At 71.9% G+C, this 15262-nt stretch carries 14 protein-coding genes; 7 read left to right on the top strand and 7 right to left on the bottom strand.

What is annotated here, in order from left to right; translation table 11 throughout:
• Positions 1-5: 5 nt before the first annotated feature.
• Genes ABFX51_RS20665 through ABFX51_RS20650 form a run of 4 tightly spaced genes read right to left on the bottom strand, consistent with a single transcriptional unit; the run spans position 6 to position 4830 of the window.
• Positions 6-1103 carry a zinc-dependent alcohol dehydrogenase gene (locus ABFX51_RS20665; protein WP_346054624.1) on the bottom strand — a complete coding sequence of 366 codons (1098 nt, stop codon included), beginning with the start codon at positions 1101-1103 and terminating at the stop codon, positions 6-8.
• 16 nt (positions 1104-1119) lie between these two features.
• Positions 1120-2409, bottom strand: a complete 1290-nt coding sequence (locus ABFX51_RS20660) for a phenylacetate--CoA ligase family protein (protein WP_346054623.1) — start codon at positions 2407-2409, stop codon at positions 1120-1122.
• 11 nt (positions 2410-2420) lie between these two features.
• Positions 2421-3377, bottom strand: coding sequence for an LLM class F420-dependent oxidoreductase (locus ABFX51_RS20655; RefSeq protein ID WP_091509649.1), 957 nt, complete (start codon positions 3375-3377; stop codon positions 2421-2423).
• Positions 3364-4830 (bottom strand): aldehyde dehydrogenase family protein, encoded by a 1467-nt coding sequence (locus tag ABFX51_RS20650; protein WP_346054622.1) that lies wholly within the window; start codon positions 4828-4830, stop codon positions 3364-3366. The genes ABFX51_RS20655 and ABFX51_RS20650 overlap by 14 nt, the downstream gene beginning before the upstream one ends.
• 174 nt (positions 4831-5004) lie before the next feature.
• Between ABFX51_RS20650 and ABFX51_RS20645 the strand changes: the two genes are divergently transcribed.
• From ABFX51_RS20645 to ABFX51_RS20635, 3 genes are read left to right on the top strand one after another with little or no spacing between them, the layout of a single operon-like run.
• Positions 5005-6333 (top strand): MFS transporter, encoded by a 1329-nt coding sequence (locus tag ABFX51_RS20645; protein WP_091509654.1) that lies wholly within the window; start codon positions 5005-5007, stop codon positions 6331-6333.
• Positions 6334-6343: 10 nt separating this feature from the next.
• The gene (locus ABFX51_RS20640) at positions 6344-6895 is read left to right on the top strand and encodes a UGSC family (seleno)protein (protein WP_346054621.1); all 552 of its coding nucleotides are present in this window, start codon (positions 6344-6346) and stop codon (positions 6893-6895) included.
• Positions 6892-7920, top strand: coding sequence for a hypothetical protein (locus ABFX51_RS20635; protein WP_091509658.1), 1029 nt, complete (start codon positions 6892-6894; stop codon positions 7918-7920). Before ABFX51_RS20640 ends, ABFX51_RS20635 begins: the two co-directional genes overlap by 4 nt.
• A gap of 51 nt (positions 7921-7971) precedes the next feature.
• Here the strand turns inward: ABFX51_RS20635 and ABFX51_RS20630 are convergent, their stop codons facing one another.
• Together ABFX51_RS20630 and ABFX51_RS20625 are read right to left on the bottom strand one after the other, a co-directional pair.
• Positions 7972-8976 (bottom strand): DUF11 domain-containing protein, encoded by a 1005-nt coding sequence (locus ABFX51_RS20630; protein WP_091509661.1) that lies wholly within the window; start codon positions 8974-8976, stop codon positions 7972-7974.
• Between the two features lie 64 nt (positions 8977-9040).
• Positions 9041-10645: an ABC transporter substrate-binding protein gene (locus ABFX51_RS20625; protein WP_245783142.1), complete on the bottom strand. Its 1605-nt coding sequence runs from the start codon at positions 10643-10645 to the stop codon at positions 9041-9043.
• A 385-nt stretch (positions 10646-11030) separates the two neighbouring features.
• Here ABFX51_RS20625 and ABFX51_RS20620 point away from each other — a divergent pair, with 385 nt between their 5' ends.
• On the top strand, positions 11031-11804 hold the full coding sequence (locus ABFX51_RS20620; protein ID WP_245783153.1) for an IclR family transcriptional regulator: 774 nt from the start codon (positions 11031-11033) through the stop codon (positions 11802-11804).
• Positions 11805-11850: 46 nt separating this feature from the next.
• Here the strand turns inward: ABFX51_RS20620 and ABFX51_RS20615 are convergent, their stop codons facing one another.
• Complete coding sequence (locus ABFX51_RS20615) at positions 11851-12495, bottom strand: TetR-like C-terminal domain-containing protein (RefSeq protein ID WP_091509667.1); 645 nt, start codon at positions 12493-12495, stop codon at positions 11851-11853.
• Between the two features lie 126 nt (positions 12496-12621).
• Between ABFX51_RS20615 and ABFX51_RS20610 the strand changes: the two genes are divergently transcribed.
• Genes ABFX51_RS20610 through ABFX51_RS20600 form a run of 3 tightly spaced genes read left to right on the top strand, consistent with a single transcriptional unit; the run spans position 12622 to position 15249 of the window.
• On the top strand, positions 12622-13179 hold the full coding sequence (locus ABFX51_RS20610; RefSeq protein ID WP_091509669.1) for a cupin domain-containing protein: 558 nt from the start codon (positions 12622-12624) through the stop codon (positions 13177-13179).
• Positions 13176-13661 carry a nuclear transport factor 2 family protein gene (locus tag ABFX51_RS20605; protein WP_091509672.1) on the top strand — a complete coding sequence of 162 codons (486 nt, stop codon included), beginning with the start codon at positions 13176-13178 and terminating at the stop codon, positions 13659-13661. The genes ABFX51_RS20610 and ABFX51_RS20605 overlap by 4 nt, the downstream gene beginning before the upstream one ends.
• 37 nt (positions 13662-13698) lie before the next feature.
• Positions 13699-15249: an amidase family protein gene (locus ABFX51_RS20600; protein WP_346054620.1), complete on the top strand. Its 1551-nt coding sequence runs from the start codon at positions 13699-13701 to the stop codon at positions 15247-15249.
• The last annotated feature ends 13 nt before the right edge of the window (positions 15250-15262 follow it).

The raw sequence follows: 15262 nt of genomic DNA, 5'->3' as shown, positions 1-15262 counted from the left end.
GCCTCCTAGGAGTTCGGGTGGACGGAGACGTGCACGGCCTGCTCGCCTGCTACCTCGCCGGCGAGGGTCTCGATCGCGAGCGCGGTGTCGTCGAGACCGAAGGTGTGGGTGTGCATCTTCTCGAGCGGGAACCGGCCGGATTCGAGGATCGCGATCGCCTGCTCGTTGGCGGTCGCGTCGACCCCGAAGGCGCCGAAGACCTGCAGCGCGCGGTTGATGATCAGGTCCGTCCTCAGTGGAATCTCCTTGCCGCCCTTGAGGCCCGCGAGCACGACGCGGCCGCCGTGCCGGGTGGCGAGCAGGGCATCGGTGACCGGGGCGGCGGCCATCGGGGTGAGTTCGAGCGTCACGTCGGCCATCGCACCGCCGGTGAGGTCGGCGACCTTCTCGACGGTGTTCTCCGAATCGGCGAAGATCGTGTGGTCGGCGCCGAACTCGCGCGCCAGGTCCAGCTTGTGCTTGTCGGACTCCAGCCCGGTCACGATGACCGTCCCGGCCCCGGCGGCGCGCGCGGCGATCACCGACGCGATCCCCCGCTGCCCGGAGCCGAGCACGAGCACGGTGTCGCCGAGCCGGATCCCGCCCAGCTGCGCCGCCCAGCGCACGCCGGCGCCGAGCGGGTTGAACATCGCCGCGACCTCGACCGGCACGCTCCGGTCGATCTTGTGCAGCACGCTGCCCGGCGAGATGTACAGGTACTCCGCGAGCCCGCCCCACAGCGTCGGTTCGACGTCGATGCCGGTGACGCCGTGCCCGTACTTGCGGTTGGGGCAGGACTGGTAACGCCCGGTGAGGCACTGCTGGCACGCGCGGCACGGCACGATCACCTCCAGCGCCACGCGGTCGCCGGGCTGGACGCCCCAGCGCTCGGCGGCCCGCTCCCCCAGCTCCTCGACGATGCCGAGCGGCTCGTGGCCGGGGATGAACGGGCCGCGCGCGCTGTAACCCATGTGCCCCTTGTAGGTTTCGACGTCGCTGCCGCAGATGCCGTTGGCCTCCACGCGCAGCAGCCCGTCGTCGGGACCGATCTTCGGGCGGGGGAACTCGCGGATCTCGATGGCGCGGGGGCCGGTCTGCACGGCGGCGCGCACGGTGTCTGCCATGGCTTCCTCCCAGGTGTCAGCCGGCGAGCCGGACGAGGCGGGACTTCATCTCGGACCGTTCGAGCGTGCCGGGCGGCACCAGCGTCACCTCGGCGCGGACCGACAGCCGCGAGCGGATCAGCCCCTCCAGCTCCTGCCGCAGCTGGTCGCGGTCGCCGGGGGCCTCGCCCCACTCGGCCTCGACGCGCAGCGGCGGCTCCACCCGCGGCCCGGTGCCCGGCACGACGATCTGCACCGCCCCGGTGGTGCGCGGGTGCTGGGTCTGCACCAGGTCGCGCACCGCGGAGGGGAACACGTTGACGCCCAGCACGATCAGCATGTCGTCGGTGCGCCCGACGCAGCGGATCAGCGGGGCGCCGTCCTCGGCGCGGCCGGTGATCACGACGCGGTCGTGCGTGCGGAAGCGCACCAGCGGGCAGCACTCCCGGTCCACGGAGGTGTAGACCAGCTCGCCGGTGGCGCCGGGCTCGGCCTCGACGGGTTCGCCGCTGTCCGGGTCGATCAGCTCCACCACCACGTGCCGTCCGCCCGTGAAGCGCATACCGCCGCTGCCGGGAGCCTCGCCGAACAACACGGGCGCCATGTCGGCGTTGCCGAGCCCTTCGGTGACCGGCGCGCCCCACTCGCGTTCCACGTACTCGCGGAACGCGGGTTCGCCGCCGCCCGGCTCGCCGCCCACGAACACCTTGCGCAGCCCGAACTCCCGCGGGTCGCGGCCGAGCCCGCGCACGTACTCGGCGAGGTAGCGCACGTAGGACGGCGTCGAGTGCAGCGCCGTGACACCGAGGGTGTCCATGGCCTGCACGACCTTTTCGGACGCCCCGGTGCCGATCGGGACGAACGTGGAGCCGATGCTCTCCAGCGCGTCGCGGATCGGCAGTCCGCCGACGAACAGGGTCAGCCCGGCGCCGTGCACCACGATGTCCTCACGTGTCGCGCCCATCGTGCGGAAGGCCCGCGCCACCATCTCGGTCCACGCCGCCGCGTCACGCCGCGTCACACCCACCCAGCTCGGTTTCCCGGTGGTACCGGTGGAGGCGTGCACGCGGACGACCTCGGTCAGGTCCACCCCGGCGTGCCGGCCGAGCGGGGGCGCCTCGGTCTGCGAGTCGCGCAGCATCTGCTTGGTGGTGAAGGGGAACTTCGCCAGATCGTCTAGTGTGGACAGTGCCGAGGGCGTGACGCCGTGCTCGGCGAAGGAGTCCGCGTAGAACGGCGAGCGCGCGGGCAGCCCGTCGAGCTGCGTGCGCAGCGCCGCCGTGACGGCGTCTCTGTCCTCTGGTGCGACGAAGCCGGAATTGACCACAGGATCACCTTTCAGGGGCTCGCGGGTGCGACAGCCGCGTGGTGCGGCACGACCTCGGCACCGAGCAGCGCGATGTGCTCCAGGTCGGAGATGTCGTAGATGTGCAGGTAGACGGTGTCGGCCCCGGCCTCGCGCAGCGCGCCGATCCGGTCGGACACCTCGGCGGGCGTGCCGATCGCGGCGTTGGTGCGCATGAACTCGGACCCGATGATCGCGGCCCGCCGCTCGATCTCCGCGGGCGTCGTGCCACACGCGACCGGCAGCACCGCCGACCGCCTGGCCTCTTCCGGGTCACGCCCGATCGCCTCGCAGGCGCGGGCGAAGATCGCGAAGCGTTCACGCAGGTCCCCGCCGAGCGCGCCGTTGAACTCGTCGGCGAAGCGCGCGGCGATGGCTGGTGTCCTTTTAGGACCGGATCCGCCGATGATGACGGGTGGGTGCGGCCGCTGCACGGGGCGGGGTGGTGCGCCGTTCTCGTCGATCGAGAAGTGCTTGCCCTCGAAGGAAAAGGTCCCGCCCTCCGGGGTGCGCCACAAACCGGTGACGATGGCCAGCACCTCTTCGAACCGGTCGAACCGCTCCCCCGTGCCCGGGAACGGGATGCCGAACGCCGCGTGCTCGCGCTCGTACCAGCCGGTGCCCAGGCCCAGTTCGACGCGGCCGCCGCTCATCTGGTCCACCGACGCCACGATGGTGGCCAGCAGCCCGGGCGCGCGGAACGTCGCGGCGCCGACCAGCGCGCCCAGCCGCACGCGGCGGGTGTCGCGGGCGAGCCCGCCGAGCGTGGTCCAGCAGTCGGTGGGCCGGTAGGTGCGGTCGTCCGGGTCGACGCCGAGCAGGTGGTCCGAGCGGAAGAACGCCTCGAACCCGGCGTCCTCGACGGCCAGCGCGAGTGCCAGTATCTCGTCGTAGGTGGCGCCGTGGCGGGGCTCCATGAGCACCCGCAGCCGGAAGTCAGTTCGTGCCACGCAACGACACCGCCTTCACCTGGGTGTAGTTGAGCACGGCGTCGGCACCCATCGTGCGGCCGAACCCGCTGCGCTTGTAACCGCCGAACGGCGCGCCGATCAACCCCGCGCCGAGCGCGGCGTTCACCGCGACCTGACCGGCCTGCAACGCCTTCGACAGCCGCACCGCACGGCCGACGTCCCGCGTCCACACGGAGGCGACGAGCCCGTAGTCCGTGCCGTTGGCGACGTCGATCGCCTCGCCCTCACCGTCCACCGGGATCACGGACAGCACCGGGCCGAAGATCTCCTCCTGCGCGATGCGCATACCGGGGTCGACGCGGTCGAACAACGTGGCCTCGACGAAGAACCCGCGCGCGTAGTCCTCCCCCTCGGGCACCCCGCCGCCGACGACCAGCTCGGCGCCCTCTTCCTGGCCCAGCCGCACGTAGTTCAGCACGCGGTCGTGCTGCTTGGCGTTGATGAGCGGGCCCATCTGCACCTGCTCGTGCCACGGCCCGACGCGCACCTGGCTCAGCCGCTCGGCGAGCCGCTGCACGACCTCGCCGTGCACCGACCGCTCCACCACGACACGGGAACCGGCGGCGCAGATCTGCCCGGTGTTGAGCGTGATCCCGTTGACGATGGCGGGAACCGCGGCGTCGAGATCGGCGTCGGCGAAGATCACCTGCGGGGACTTGCCGCCCAGTTCCAGGTGCAGCGGCGTGAGGTTCTTCGCGCACGCGGCCATCACGAGCGAACCCGTCTCGGGCGAGCCGGTGAAGCTCATCCGGCGGATGCCGCGGTGCGCGGGGATCGCCGCCCCCGCCTCGTGCCCGTAACCGGTGACGACGTTGATCACGCCGGGCGGGATGCCCGCTTCGAGCGCCAGCCGCGCGAGCGCGAGCGGCGTGAGCGGAGCGTCCTCGGCGGGCTTGATGACGATGGTGTTGCCCGCGGCGATCGCGGCACCGACGTCGCTGACGAACATCGGCCCCGGCGCGTTCCACGGGATGACGCTGCCGACCACGCCGTACGGTTCGCGCAGGGTCAGACCCAGCACGTCCGGCGTGAAGCCCGGCAGGGACAGGCCCTGCACCTTGTCGGCCTGGCCCGCGATGAACGTGAGGATGCGCCCGTACGGCGGCGGTCCCCAGCTCGGCCGTCCGACCTCACGGGACTCGAGCCGGTCCAGTTCGGTCTCGTGCTCGCCGATCTTCTGCACCCACCGCATGATGAGCGCGGCGCGGGCGCTCGGGTTCGTGTCCCGCCAGGCGGGGAAGGCGGCGGCCGCTGCCCGCACGGCCGCGTCGACGTCCTCGGCGCCACCGCGGGGCACCCTGGCGAGCACCTCCCGCGTCGCCGGGTCGAGCACGTCGATGGTCTCGCCGCTGTGCGCCGGCACCCAGTCCGCTCCGATGAGCTGGGCGTTGTCGACGAGCAGGGGCCCCGGATCAGGCAGGAGTGTCGTCATGGGAAGAACTATGCCGAGCTGGTCCGACACGGGGCGAGATGCCTTTCACGACGCGGAAAACCGTCGGCGGACGCGACATCCGTCCCACGCCGCGCCCGCCTCCTGACGGACGACGTGGCGCGCTGTGCCTCCTTTACTTCGAGGTGACCTTTTTCCGAATCGGGAGGACGGTTCATGACCGGCTCACCGCCCAGCAGGGCCTCGATCCTGCTCGCCAGTTGCGTCGGCACGTCGATCGAGTGGTACGACTACTACATCTTCGGCAGTGCGTCGGCACTCGTCTTCGGGTCGCTGTTCTACCCGTCGTTCTCCCCCGTCGCCGGCACGCTCGCCGCGTTCGGCACGTTCGCGGTCGGGTTCATCGCCCGCCCGCTCGGCGGCGCGGTGATCGGGCACTTCGGCGACCGGATCGGCCGCAAGTCGATGCTGGTGCTCACGCTCATGCTCGCCGGGCTGTCGACGTTCCTCATCGGCCTGCTGCCCACCTACGCCACCATCGGCGTGGCCGCGCCGCTGCTGCTCGTCCTGTTGCGGCTGCTGCAGGGTTTCGGCGTCGGCGGCGAATGGGGCGGCGCGGTGCTGGTGGCGACGGAACACGCGTCGCCCCGGCAACGCGCGGTGTACGGCAGTTTCGCGCAGTTCGGCGTGCCGATCGGCGTGCTGACCTCGAACCTGGTGTTCCTGCTGGCGTCCCAGCTGCCCCCGGCGAGTTTCCAGTCGTGGGGCTGGCGGATCCCGTTCCTGCTCAGCGTCGTGCTGCTCGGGGTCGGCATGCTGGTGCGGCGGAAGCTCGACGAGAGCCCGGACTTCCGGCGCGTCAAGGAGAACAACCGCGTGAGCAAGCTGCCCTTCGGGACGCTGCTGCGGGAACAGCCCGGCACGCTCGTGCTGGCGAGCATCGCCGCGATCGCGCCGCCCGCCGTCGGCTACACGGTGATGGTCTACATGCTCAACTACGGCACCGCGGTCGCCGGTTTCGCCCGCACCACCCTGCTGACGCTGTTGCTGCTGTCGGCGGTGCTGTGGATCGTGATGATCTACTTCGCCGCGTTGTGGGCCGACCGGTGGGGCAGCAAGCGGGTTTACGTCGTCGGCGCGCTGACCGCGGTCGCGTGGGCCTTCCCGCTGTTCGCGCTGATCAACACCCGGAACCTCTTCGCCGCGGCGGTCGCGTTCTTCGTCGCCGCGGTCGTGCAGGCGATCATGGCGGGCGCACAGGGCGCGTTGTTCACGGAGCTGTTCTCCACGCGCCTGCGGTTCACCGGCGCGTCGGTCGCCTACCAGCTCGGCGGGCTGGTGGGCGGCGCGGTCGGGCCGCTGGTGTCGACCGCGTTGTTCGGCGCCTTCCACTCCTCCGTCCCGCTCGCGCTGTACCTGGCGCTGATCTGCGCGGCGAGCCTCGGCGCGGCGCTGCTGCTGCGGCCGGTTTCCCTTCCGGGGCGCGAAAAGGCCGTCGCGGAGGTGGAACTGCCCGGCCTAGCGTCGGAGCGGGAACCGACGTGAGGAGCCGCCCATGTTCGAGGCGATGATCGATCCGACCGGCCGTCCCGGAGCGGGCGCCGCACGCGGTGCGCTCGCGCCGCGCCCGGCGTCGCTCGCGGGGCTGACCGTGGGCCTGCTGGCCAACACGAAGAAGAACGCCGAGACCTTCCTCGACGAGGTGGGCGCTCTGCTCACCGAGGAGCACGGCGTGGCGAACCTGGTGCGCCGCAAGAAGCTCAACATCGCCGAGGCGGCGCCGGAGGAGATCCGCAAGGAGCTGGTCGAGGCGTGTGACGTCGTGGTCGTCGGCGTCGGGGACTGCGGTTCGTGCAGCGCCTCGGCGATCGCCGACGGGCTGCTGCTGGAGGCCGACGGCGTGCCCGCGGTGGTCATCTGCAGCGAGGCGTTCGTCGCGACCGCCGACGCGATGGCGGACCTCAAGGGCGCCAAGGGGTACACCTACGCCCGCACCCCGCACCCGGTCGCGCCGCTGGAGCGCGACGAGGTGCGGGAACGCGCGGTGCGCATCCTGCCCGACCTGCTCGGCGTGCTGACCACCTCCGGCGCGACGGCCGCGGCATGACCGACGTCGAGCGGCTGGACTACACGCGGCTCGCCCTCGAACACGCCTACGAGCAGGGCTGGACGGACGGGCTGCCGGTGGTACCCGTGACCGGGGGGATGGTCGAGGAGTTCCTGGCGACCACCCCGCGGCCGCGGGACGAGGTGGTCGCGTCCGTGCCGCACCTGGAGCGCGAGTGCACGGTCGAGCAGGCCGCGGTGAACGCGGCGCTCGCCGGGTGCCGCGCGGAGTACTTCCCGGTCGTGCTCGCCGCGTGGGACGCGCTGATGAACCAGCGCGTCGTCACCGGCGGCGGCTGGCAGAGCACGAGCGGCCCGGCGCCGCTGATCGTCGTGAACGGGCCGATCAGGCACGAGCTGGGCATCAACTCCGCCGGCGGCGTGCTGGGCCCGGGTTTCCGCGCCAACGCGACGATCGCGCGGTCGATCGGGCTGGTGGTGCGCAACGTCTTCGGGATCCGGCCGCACGAGCTGGAGCAGGCGACGCAGGGCCTGCCGGGCCGGTGGACGCTGTGCGTCGGCGAGAACGAGGAAGAAAGCCCGTGGGAGCCGCTGTCGGTGGAGCACGGCCTCGAACCGGGCACGAACGCGGTGTCGGCGCTGCTGCTGCGCACGTGCGAGTTCGTGGACAACCGGCACACCAAGGACCCGGAGGAGGTCCTCTGGGACTTCTGCGACACGGTGTGGCGCACGGGTGCGGCGATCGGACGGTTCTCCTCCGCGGGGCTGATCCTGAGCCCGGAGCACGCGCAGCTGTTCGCCGACGGCGGGTTCGCCAAGCGGGACGTGCAACAGTGGCTGTACGACCACGCCGTCCGCACCCACGCCGATCTGGAGCGGGCAGGCAAGGCCCTGGACGAGCGGGACGCGCCCGGCGTCGACGAGTACGGGCTGCACATGACGCCGAGCCCGGAGCAGATCCCGATCATCGTGGCGGGCGCGCGCAACGCCGCCATGTCGATGGTCGTGCGGCCCTTCGGTTTCGGTGGCTGGTCGCGGACCTCGCATCCCGTGCAGCGGGTCTAGGCCTGTCCGCCGGGCTGGGCAGGGGAAACCCGCCCAGCCCGGCGGCTCCCGTCAGTTCCGGACCGGGCGCGTCCGGCGTCGCAGCAGCCAGCCGCCGCCCGCGAGGCCCAGCGCACCGGCGGCGACACCGGCCGACACCATCGGGACCCGCGTGACCATGGTCGACACGCTGGACGAGTTGTTGCCCGGGTTCGGGTCGTCCTCGTTGCCGGCCACCGAGGCCGAGTTGGTGAAGATCTTCGGCGAGTTCTGGTCCACCACGGCGGTGAACGTGTACGCGTGACCCGCGCCGACGGCCAGCGGACCACCCGTGCAGGTGATCGTGTCAGTGGCGATCGTGCAGCCCGGGGGCGGCACCGCCTGCGTCAGCTCCCGCGGAAGCCGGTCGGTGAGGACGAAGCCCGTCGAGTCGGCCGGGCCGTTGTTCATGACCAGCAGCGTGTACTCGATCCGGTCACCCGCGTTCGCCGAATCGGGGCCGGACTTCACGACCGAGAGGTCCGCCTGGGGACCGGCCGGCTCGCCGACCGAGACCTGCATGAACGAGATACCCCGCGCCTGGTCCGGGTTGTTCAGCGCGGCCCACGTCAGCGACGTCGTCGGGGCGGTCGTCACGAGGACGGTCTCGTCCTCGGTTCCGGAGCCGTCCGGGCCGGTGTGGCACAGCGTCGAAGTGGCGGGATCCCAGGTGTGCGCGGGCGCCAGGCTCTCGACCGCCACCCCGCCGTCGGGGAACTGCACGCATTCGTAGCCGGGCGACTCGGGCGGCGAACCGTTGAGGTTGGTGATACCGAACCGGACGCTCACCGGCTCGCTGAACGACCAGGTCTGGGGGCCGTCGGCGGGGTAGGTCAGGTACACGCCCGACCCACCCCACCGCCCCTGGTCCACCGACGCCGTGACACCGTTGGCGAGCGTCGCCGACGCCGGCCCCTGGCCGATGGTCTGCAACGGCACGTCGGCGGTGACCTGCGCGGCGCCGGCGCTCAGCGCGCCGGCGGCCACGGCTCCCGTCACCATCCCGGCACCCAGAAGTCCCAACAGGGGTCTTCGCATCGCTTTTCCTTCCCGTGAGGTTCATGGAACGGCACACGGGAAGACCGGGCGGAGAGGGCGAACATCACGCCCCGCTGCGCCACACCTCGTCCCACAGGACGCCGCTGTTCACGACCAGCGGCGGGATCTTCGTGGTCAGCCCCGGCCCGTACACGCCCTTCACCGCGAGGTTCGCCGGGGCGAACGCCAGCCCGAACGGGGCGTAGGCCTTCTCGCTGATGTACTGGCCCGCCTGCAGGTACAGCGCGTCACGCTGCCCCGAATCCACCGTGGCCGACGCCTGGTTCAGCAGGTCGTCCAGGTGCGGGTCCTTGACACCGCTGAACGGCGACGTCGACGAGAAGCGGAACGCCACGCCCACCCCGGCGGCCGGGTCCCACGCGCCCGCGGTCTGCAGCATCGCCTGCCAGGTCCCGGAGTTGAACTGCTGGACCAAAGTGGACAGTTGGTAGGTCTCGATCGTGACGTTGATGCCGACGGCCTTCCACTGCGTCTGCAGCGCCGTCACCACCTGCTGCGCCACGTACGCGCCCAGCGTGCCCAGCTTGATGTTCAGCCCGCCGAGCTGCTGCACCAGCTGCTTGGCCTTCTCCGGGTCGTACGTGCGGTAACCCGGCACCGTGGGGTGGTTGAACAGCCCGCCCTCGGCGGTGAACATCTGGCTCACCGGGTACAGGCCCTTGAACAGGCCCTTCGCGATCGCCTCGAAGTCCGTCGCGTAGTAGATCGCCTGCCGCGCCAGCTCGTTGTCGAACGGCGCCGTCTTCGTGTTGAGCTGGATGACGTAGGGCGACGTCGGCGGCTGGACGGTCACGGTGAGCCGGTTGTTCGTCTTCGCCTGCTCCAGCAGCGGAACCGTGCTCAGCCCCTCGTACGCCTGCGCCTGTCCCGCCTGCAGCGCCTGGTACGCGGGCTGGTCGCCGCCGATGGACTTGAACGTCAGCTTGTCCAGGTACGGCAGGCCCGCCTTGAAGTAGTTCGGGTTGCGCTCCAGCACCAGTTCGGAGCTGAGCCGGTTCGACACGACCTTGAACGGGCCCGCGCCCACCGGGTTGATCTTGAACTGGTCCGGGCCCGCCTGCTGCAGCGCGGTCGGCGAGACGATCCAGTTCACGTTGGAGATCGGGAACGCGTTGACCGCCGTGGCGTTGGGCCTGCTGAACTTCAGCACGATCGTGCGCGGGTCGGCCACGGTGATGCCGTCCTGCGTCAGCTGCCACTGCGGGGCGCACGTGCAGGTCGCCGTCACGTCGCGGCGGAAGTTGAAGGCGACGGCCTCGGCGTCGAGCGGGGTGCCGTCGCTGAACTTGATGCCCTGCCGCAGGGTGATCTTCAGCCCGCGGCCGCCGTCGAGCACCTCGTAGCTCTCGGCCTGGTTGGGTTCGACGCGGGCGTTGGTGCCGTCGTCGTTGGCGGCGACCCGGAACAGGCCGCCGTAGATGGCGCTCATCTGCGAGATGTTCGCGCCACCGGTGGTGTTCGTGGCCGGGTCGAGGCCGGAGGGCCAGCCGCCGGCGAACGCCCCGTCCTCCAGCACCGTCAGCTCACCGCCGCGCTGCGGCGGGCCCGCCGGGGCGGCGCTGCCGCCGGACGAACCCTGGCCCCCGCACGCGGCGACGCCCAGGAGCGTCGCGAGCAGGAGTGCCGTCCATTGCCTTTTCCTTCTCACGTGCGTCCTCCCACTGTCCACTCCGACCTGGTGGTTCCGCTCAGGGTGACCGCGGGGACCGGGGCCGACAACGAGCGATTTCACGGGACGGAAAGGAAGCTGGGCCGCGCGCGCCGGGATGCCAGCGGGGAAGCACCGCGTACAACATCCGTCGCGGCACCCGCGAGCGCTTTCGGCGAAGGCGCGGAGTTGGTCTTGTGGCGGGCCCGCGGCCCCGGGAAGAATCGTAAGACGCACCCGGTCCGTCCTGCTGGACGCCCTGTGAAATCCATTTAGGACGGTGCGGGACACCGTGGTCTTGCGGAGGTGTGACATGCCCGGTTCCCCGGCGACGGCGGCGGGAAGGCGGACCGTGGCGGAGCCGGAGCCCCGGCCCACCGCGGCGATGCGGGTACTGGCCGTGCTCGGCGCGTTCGGTCCCCGTCACCGCACCCTGACGCTCAGCGACATCGCGCGGCGCGCGAACCTGACCCTGCCCACGGCGCACCGGCTCATCCGGGAGCTGGTCGCGTGGGGCGGCCTCGAACGCGACGAGGACGGCCGGTACTCGGTCGGCCTGCGGCTGCTCGAACTCGCCGCGCTCGCCCCGCGGGGGCTGCAGCTGCGCGAGGCCGCGTTCCCGTACCTGGACAACCTGCACGAGACGACGAGGGGCAACGTGCACCTCGGGGTCCGTGACGGGCGGGAGGTCGTGTACGTCGAGACGCTGCGGTCCCGCAAGCCGGTGAGCAGCAGGGTGGGCGACCGGTGGCCGATGCACGCCACCGGGACCGGGCTGGTGCTGCTGGCGCACGCCGAGCCCGAGCTGCAGGCGGAGGTGCTGCGCTCGCCGCTGGAGCGGTTCACGCCGCTGACGATCACCGACCCGGCGGAGCTGCGCAGGCAGCTCGCGCGGATCCGGCAGACCGGCGTCGCGGTCGCGCGCGGCCAGATCACGGTGGACGACATGGTGGTCGCGGTCCCGGTGGTGGGGGTCGACGGGCACGTGACGGCGGCGATCAGCGTGGTGGTGGAGACGGCACGGGCCCGGCCACGCGCACTGGCCCGCATCCTGATGGAGACCTCGCGCTCCCTGTCCCGCACGCTCGCGGAACGCGCCGTCCCGACGGCGGCGCCCCGGTGGCTCGCCGAGACCCCCGCACCCCGGGCGGCGCACTGACGGCTTGCTGGGGCCCCGCGGCCCCGTAGTCCACTGTGGACCTCGCCTACGCGGTACCGCCGGATTCGCCGTCCGCCCGGAGCACGAGCGGCAGGTGGATGTCGTCGACGATGTCGACGATGACCGCGTCCACGTCGGGGTCCGGCGTCATCAGCAGGTGCCTGATGATCAGGTCGGTCGCGACGGTCACGCGGCGGGTGCCGCGCACCCGCGGGTCGACCTCGCCGCGCTCGATGCCGCGCTCCAGCAAGGTCGTCATGATCTGCTCGGCGACGTCGAACTGGGCCTCGGCCAGCGCCGCGAACTCGGGACTGCGGGCGATTTCGCTGACCACGGTGCGGATGACACTGCCGAAGGGACCGGTGATCCGCGCCCCCATCTCCCGCAGCACCGCGAGCACATCGGTCCGGTACGCGCCGGTGTCCGGCACCTCGATGTCGGCCATCTGGTGGCGCGCACAGGCGTCGGCGACCAGCTGGGGCAGCCCGGACCAGCGGCGGTAGATCGCGGCCTTGCTGGTCCTGGCCCTGGCCGCCACCCTGTCGACGGTCAGCGCGGGGTAGCCGACCTCGGTCAGCTCTTCGACGGTGGCCGTGAGTATCGCCTGCTCCAGGGCCTCCCCGCGGCGGCGCGGCCCGCGGCGCGGGTCCGTGGTGGCCGGCTCGGCGGCGTGCTCCGTGTGCGGTGGCATCTCGCTCCTCGCGTGTTCCTCGTCGCCCTTGCCGGGCGGCCGCGCCCAGGCTACTGTAGTGAAAGAGTACGAAATCGTACCCTAAGTAGCACGCCGTAAAGCCTGACTACAGTGAGGAGTCGGCCCATGTCGACGACCGCAGAGAACCCGACGACCGCAACCGCCCCCGAGGTCCCGCTGCCGCCCGCACCGGAGGAGGCGACGTTCGCCCAGCCGGACATGTTCATGCCCCTGGAACCGGACAGCTTCCAGCCGATCGCGGGCTTCCCGGCCGCGGACCTGCGTCCGCTGCCGGCCGTCGCGAAGTACAGCGGCGGTCTGGCCAACGCTTTCGTCATCAAGGCCAACCCCGAGTACAAGTGGCAGGGCGCGCCCTGGCACATGCACCACCTCAACGTGCACTTCAACTACATCGTCAAGGGGTGGGCCCTCTTCGAGTTCGAGGGAGTCGGCAAGGTCCGCCTGGAGGCGGGCACGGCCTTCTACCAGCCGCCGCGCAACCGGCACCGCGAACTGGACGCCTCGTCCGACTTCGAGGTCATCGCGGTCGAGCTGCCCGCGTCCTACCCGACCACGTTCTACGCCCTCGACCCGGAAACCGGCGAGTACCGCGCGACGGTGATCGACGCCGAGACCCAGGGCGGCGAGCTGACGAACGTCGTGAAGGTCGACGAGGCGGGATGACCGGACCGCTGAGCGCGCCACTCGAGGCCCGGGTGGCGCGCCTGGAGGCCCTGGACGCCATCCGCGCGCTGCAGATGGCTTACGTCCGCTTCTGCGACGCGGGTTTCCCGCTCGACCGCATCCCCGAGCTGTTCACGCCGGCGTGCGTGTGGGACGGCGGCGGACTGCTGGGGCGGCACGCGGGGCATGCGGAGCTGCGGAGGCACTTCGCCGACGTCGCGGCCACGCTGGAGTGGTCGCTGCACTACATCGTCAGCGGCGACATCGAGCTGGCCGACGACCTGCGCAGCGCCCGCTCCACCTGGTACCTCTGGCAACCGCTGACGATCTACGGGACCGCCGCGTGGCACATGGGCCGCTACCGCGAGCGGCACGAACCCGGCCCCGGCGGCTGGCGGATCAGCGACCTCGTCCTGACCGTCGACGCGTTCACGCCGTTCGACCGGGGCTGGGTGGCGCAACGATTCATGCCCCTCGCCTGACCTGGCCGGGGTCCACCGGAAACCGAAAGGGGTGCGCATGTCGCACGCCATCAGCGAGGAGGAGTTCTACGACCTCGCCTCCTCGTGGGGAATCTCGCGTGCCGGCGCGGCCGGCGTCCTGCCCGCCATCGCCCACCTGGCACCGGTCATCGCCGCGATGGACGACCTGCGGGCGGACCCGCCGTCGGTGGCGCAGGCCGATCGCGTCGTGCACACCGACGCCCGCCAAGACCCGTACAACGCGGTCGTGCACTGGGTGTCGGTGCGCAAGCCGGGCGCGCGCGGGCTCCTGTCCGGCGTCGGCGTCGCGGTCAAGGACTGCGTGGCGGTGGCCGGTGTGCCGATGACGGCGGGCTCGGCGTTGCTGCAGGGGTTCGTGCCCGACCGGGACAGCACCGTGGTCCGCCGGCTGCTCGACGCGGGCGGGCACATCTGCGCCACCACCAACATGGACGAGATGGGGGTCGCCCCGAGCGGTGACTCGAGCTGCTACGGGCCGACCCTCAACCCGTGGGACACCACGCGGACCGCGGGCGGCTCGTCCGGCGGTTCGGCGGCGGCGCTGTACTACGACGGCATCGACGTCGCGCTCGGCGCGGACTCCGGCGGCTCGGTGCGGATCCCGGCGGCGTGGTGCGGGCTGGTCGGTCTCAAGCCGACGCACGGCCTGGTGCCGCACTCCGGGGTGCTCGGCGGGGAGCCGCTGCTCGACCACGTCGGCCCGCTCGCCCGCACCACGGCCGACGTCGCGGCCGTGCTGCAGGTGCTGGCCGGGACCGACGACGAGGACCCCGACCCGCGCCAGCCCGCGCGGCTGCCCCGGCTCGACGCCGTGGCCGCGGTCGAGTCGGCACCGGCGTCCCTGGCCGGTCTGCGCATCGGGGTCCTGGCCGAGGGGCTGGATCCCGCGGGCGGGGTGTCGCCGGAGGTCCGCCAGGCGTTCGACGTCTCGCTCGCCCGGCTGCGTGAGCTGGGCGCCTCGGTGGTGCCCGTTTCGGTGCCCGAGCACCGGCTGTGCGGGCCGATCGCGTTCAACCTGTTCCCGGAGAGTTTCGCGGCGCAGATGCGTGGCGGCGGGGCGTTGTTCGGTGCGGGCGGCCGCTACTGGCCGGAGCTCGCCGAGGCCCTGCGGCGGGGGTTCGAGAAGGCGGGCGACGCCCTGTCGCCCACGCTCAAACTGATGCTGATCCTGGGCAGCGGAGCGGAACGCGCAGGCGGCGGCAGCCGCTACGCGCGGGCGGCCAACCTGCGGCACCTCGTCACCACCGGCTACGAGAAGGCGCTCGCCGAGTGCGATGTGCTCGCCATGCCGACCGTACCCGTGGTGGCCCACCCCGTGGCGCCCGGTCTCGACCCCGCCGACCGGGCGCTCCGGGCGTGGGGCCTGGTCGCCAACACGGCGCCGACGAACATCACCGGCCACCCCGCGATCACCCTCCCGCTCGGTCTCGCCGAGGGGCTGCCCGCCGGCGTCATGCTCGTCGGCCGGAAGTTCGCCGACACGCGGCTGCTCACGGTGGGCGAGACGGTCGAAAGGGCGATCGGCTGGCCGCGGCGCCCACCGGAAAACCGAGGAGGAACGTCGTGAAAGGACAGAAGAC

Origin of the sequence: Amycolatopsis dongchuanensis (assembly GCF_039542405.1) — a bacterium.
Taxonomy (GTDB): Bacteria; Actinomycetota; Actinomycetes; order Mycobacteriales; family Pseudonocardiaceae; genus Amycolatopsis_E; species Amycolatopsis_E sacchari.
The sequence above is the reverse complement of the archived record's forward strand: the minus strand, read 5'-3'. Positions and strand labels throughout refer to the sequence as shown.

Excerpts from the sequence above, each read along its gene's own strand:
- ABFX51_RS20640 (WP_346054621.1), top strand. The coding sequence starts at position 6,344 with ATGTTCGAGGCGATGATCGATCCGACCGGCCGTCCCGGAGCGGGCGCC.
- ABFX51_RS20635 (WP_091509658.1), top strand. The coding sequence starts at position 6,892 with ATGACCGACGTCGAGCGGCTGGACTACACGCGGCTCGCCCTCGAACAC.
- ABFX51_RS20650 (WP_346054622.1), bottom strand. The coding sequence starts at position 4,830 with ATGACGACACTCCTGCCTGATCCGGGGCCCCTGCTCGTCGACAACGCC.
- ABFX51_RS20665 (WP_346054624.1), bottom strand. The coding sequence starts at position 1,103 with ATGGCAGACACCGTGCGCGCCGCCGTGCAGACCGGCCCCCGCGCCATC.
- ABFX51_RS20610 (WP_091509669.1), top strand. The coding sequence starts at position 12,622 with ATGTCGACGACCGCAGAGAACCCGACGACCGCAACCGCCCCCGAGGTC.
- ABFX51_RS20615 (WP_091509667.1), bottom strand. The coding sequence starts at position 12,495 with ATGCCACCGCACACGGAGCACGCCGCCGAGCCGGCCACCACGGACCCG.
- ABFX51_RS20605 (WP_091509672.1), top strand. The coding sequence starts at position 13,176 with ATGACCGGACCGCTGAGCGCGCCACTCGAGGCCCGGGTGGCGCGCCTG.
- ABFX51_RS20620 (WP_245783153.1), top strand. The coding sequence starts at position 11,031 with ATGCGGGTACTGGCCGTGCTCGGCGCGTTCGGTCCCCGTCACCGCACC.
- ABFX51_RS20645 (WP_091509654.1), top strand. The coding sequence starts at position 5,005 with ATGACCGGCTCACCGCCCAGCAGGGCCTCGATCCTGCTCGCCAGTTGC.
- ABFX51_RS20630 (WP_091509661.1), bottom strand. The coding sequence starts at position 8,976 with ATGCGAAGACCCCTGTTGGGACTTCTGGGTGCCGGGATGGTGACGGGA.
- ABFX51_RS20600 (WP_346054620.1), top strand. The coding sequence starts at position 13,699 with ATGTCGCACGCCATCAGCGAGGAGGAGTTCTACGACCTCGCCTCCTCG.